Source organism: Paracoccus sp. SSK6 (assembly GCF_039770665.1).
Classification (GTDB): domain Bacteria; phylum Pseudomonadota; class Alphaproteobacteria; order Rhodobacterales; family Rhodobacteraceae; genus Paracoccus.
The window spans coordinates 1-2730 of record NZ_JBDPNJ010000068.1 but is presented as its reverse complement, the minus strand read 5'-3'; the positions used below and the strand labels follow the sequence as shown (position 1 = coordinate 2730).

General features: G+C 58.9%; 4 protein-coding genes and 1 pseudogene. 1 reads left to right on the top strand and 4 read right to left on the bottom strand.

Features of this window, described 5'->3' with window-relative positions; translation table 11 throughout:
• From AAIL68_RS17285 to AAIL68_RS17270, 4 genes and pseudogenes are all read right to left on the bottom strand, one after another.
• Positions 1–433, bottom strand: a pseudogene (locus AAIL68_RS17285) (GGDEF domain-containing protein); the annotation flags it as partial.
• Entirely contained in the window at positions 430–942 is a 513-nt protein-coding gene (locus tag AAIL68_RS17280) for a heme NO-binding domain-containing protein (protein ID WP_347141027.1), read from the bottom strand. The gene AAIL68_RS17280 and the pseudogene AAIL68_RS17285, both read right to left, overlap by 4 nt.
• A 51-nt stretch (positions 943–993) precedes the next feature.
• On the bottom strand, positions 994–1281 hold the full coding sequence (locus AAIL68_RS17275) for a DUF3572 domain-containing protein (RefSeq protein ID WP_347141026.1): 288 nt from the start codon (positions 1279–1281) through the stop codon (positions 994–996).
• Positions 1282–1410: 129 nt separating this feature from the next.
• A complete protein-coding gene (locus AAIL68_RS17270) occupies positions 1411–2382 on the bottom strand; it encodes an Abi-alpha family protein (protein WP_347141025.1) in 972 nt (323 codons plus the stop codon).
• Between the two features lie 105 nt (positions 2383–2487).
• Between AAIL68_RS17270 and AAIL68_RS17265 the strand changes: the two genes are divergently transcribed.
• Positions 2488–2730: hypothetical protein (locus AAIL68_RS17265; protein WP_347141024.1), on the top strand; the 243-nt coding region annotated here is incomplete at its 3' end.

Sequence of the window (2730 nt, the reverse complement as noted above, 5' to 3'; positions counted from 1 at the left end):
GGGCCAGTTCGGCCTGGATGGCGCGGTTCGCCTCTTGCAGGAACATCAGTTCCAAGGCCAGTTCCGGGGGCGCGAAGTCGCTCTCGGTCAGCCCGAAAGCCGCAACGGCATCGGACAGCGACACGCCGAAGCCGAAGTTCAGCAGCAGGCCCCCGAAGCCGGGCGTCACGACATGGCCGCGCAGCACAATCTGACGGTGCTGGCGCAGGCGCAGCGAAAGCCGCTTGCCGGGATCCGCCCCCCGGATCGAACCCATCACGCATCCGGCGCCCTTGGCCTCGACAAAGATATCCTCGATCCTTGCCGCTCCGGGAGGCATCAGCTTTTGCATGGTGGGACCGGCGAAACGGATCGCGCCGTCTTCGGACAGGAACAGGTGCATGGGCATCAGCCGATCCAGCGCGGCCTGGCCAAGGGTAAGGGCGCGCGTCATGCCTGGGCAGCCTTGGCTGACAGGCGGAACGTCCGCGCCTCGGCAAAGGCCGAATCGGACACGTCGATGCAGATCCCCTCGTCGCTGCGGGTGATGACGCAAAGCGTGCCATAGTCGTCGGCCATCGCCCGCAGCAACCCGCTGAGAAGCGCCGTCCAGCCGGGCGGGCCATCCGGGATCGTCACCCAGACCAGGCCGTCCGCGCTGCGCGACAGGGCGATTTCGGGGACATCCACGTCATCGGTGACAAGGCGGATGCGTTCCGGCAATTCGTCCAGCCGCAGAAGGAAATCCAGGAAATCGCTGCCGCAAAAGCGCAACAAGCGCCAGATCTCGTGTTGCCGCACCAGCCAGGCGCCCAGATCCTCGACCAGTTCGTCGATCGGCTTGCCCAGTTGCCGCGCAGCCTCAAGCAGCATCAGCTTCGGGGAAAGCAGCCCCGCCTCGATGTCATGGACCGATTCCCCCTGCAGGAACTTCTCGATCGCGCGGCTGACCAGATCGTGCATGTGTCACCTCCGCCGCCAGGACTAGGCGAAAGAAGTGAACAAATCGCAAACTCAGATCTGCCAGCCATAGCTGCCAGGACCGGCCAGGGCGGTGCGCGCGTGCATCAGGTCGCCCGGCGAAACCCCAAGCTCGGCCGCTGCATCCATGACCCGCCGGTCGTCCTCCAGCAGATAATCCAGGACATGCACCGCCATGTCGGGGCTCGATGCCGCCTTGCGCAGATCCTGCGGCTGAAGGCCGGTCGCGCCCAGGAATTCCCCGATCAGATCGGGCCTTTCCGCCAGATAGACCAGGGCCGCCATGGCCAGCTCTTGCGCGGACTCTCGCGTATATGTCATTCCCTTGTCCCCGATCCATTACATGCCGCACCTGTTTGGAAACGCTTTGTTAATTATTTCATTACAAAGAACAATCAATAGGTTACACCTTTATTAGAAGTCATAGTTTAGAACTTTTGGTGATTGCTGCTACTCTTGCTCATCGCCCAAAGATGCCAAAATCGGTGTTACCAACTCAGACGGCAGCTTGATCTGGCAAGACTCAACCAGCCGCTTCCCCTTTGGTGTTAGCAGCAATGCAAAGGCAGGTATGAAGCCGCGCGGGGCCTCAACTGGAAATTTCCTCCACCGCGCGATGTTCTTCTCAGGAAGCTCAATCGCCTTCATTATCGAACTTACCAGAGGCCCCAGGTCCCCATTGTGTCTCATTGGTATGCTAGGAATCTGAGTGCTAGCTGATTTTCGGCTATTGCTATCGCCGTACTCGACCAAGCCTAGCTCAATTAGATTTTCGACGCTGATCCGGTAGCGTTCACCGGGCATGAGCGGCGCCAGTTTGCCATGGAGGTAGTCAAGAGGAGCCTGTATGAGTTCGCCGCTCTCTTTGGTCATTTCGTCAGCAAGGCGCTTAAGCTCTTCCTCTCCATCATCCTTATGCTGGAAAATCTTGCGTGATGCCCGCTTACCCCTTCTCCACATGACCTTTCTTAGTTCGTCCGACATTACAAATGCGCTGAACAGCAAAGCGTCTTCTTCCGTCATGGACTTCAGCACGGCGACCAAATGCTTGTCGGCTGATCGGTGGTTCTTCGGACTCATGGCATCGGCCAACAAGCCAGCCCACAGCTCCGATAGCTCGTCCTGATCCACATCTGATATGGCCTCAAGAACAGCAGGCACCTCCCGCAGCGGCAAGGCATTCAGATCACCTGGCTCAAGCCCCTCGTCTTTGATCTTCTGAACAGTTTGCTTAGCTATCCGCAGCCTGTTGATGTGCCGCCAAGCACTGATCCTGTCGCGAACCATGCCCACCATGTCACCGAAGGCCCCGCCTGCCTCATCAGCTGGTGCGCCTAATACGCGGGTCAGCACCTCAGCAGCAGCTTTGTCGATTTCGCCGCCTGGGACTGAAACATCAACTTTGACCAGCTCTTTCGACATCTACACGCTCCAAGACTTCCGAGGGCAATGTAGAGCGCAAACAGGTGCACGCCAAGCGAACTGACCGCTTCACAAACCCGGCCATGTTCCTGTATTGTTCTTCATATGCAGGAACCGCGCTGGACATACGCACGCATCAGGATGCCGGATGGTAGCTTCTCGGCGCAGAGCTTACTGGTCCTGCTGAACGGAGAACCGGTAGGGTGGGTCCAGTACTATTCTGCGCAAAACGCAGGAAGCTGGCATTGGTGCGTGACGATGACTAGGGCGCATGGAAACTGCGCCGACAAGATGGACGCGTTGAACGCACTGCGCCATAGCTTGACGGCAGACTTGAAGCAGCCATTC

What these genes read in the sequence shown, in the direction of transcription:
- AAIL68_RS17270 (WP_347141025.1), bottom strand. Translation starts at nt 2,382, where the DNA reads ATGTCGAAAGAGCTGGTCAAAGTTGATGTTTCAGTCCCAGGCGGCGAA.
- AAIL68_RS17280 (WP_347141027.1), bottom strand. Translation starts at nt 942, where the DNA reads ATGCACGATCTGGTCAGCCGCGCGATCGAGAAGTTCCTGCAGGGGGAA.
- AAIL68_RS17275 (WP_347141026.1), bottom strand. Translation starts at nt 1,281, where the DNA reads ATGACATATACGCGAGAGTCCGCGCAAGAGCTGGCCATGGCGGCCCTG.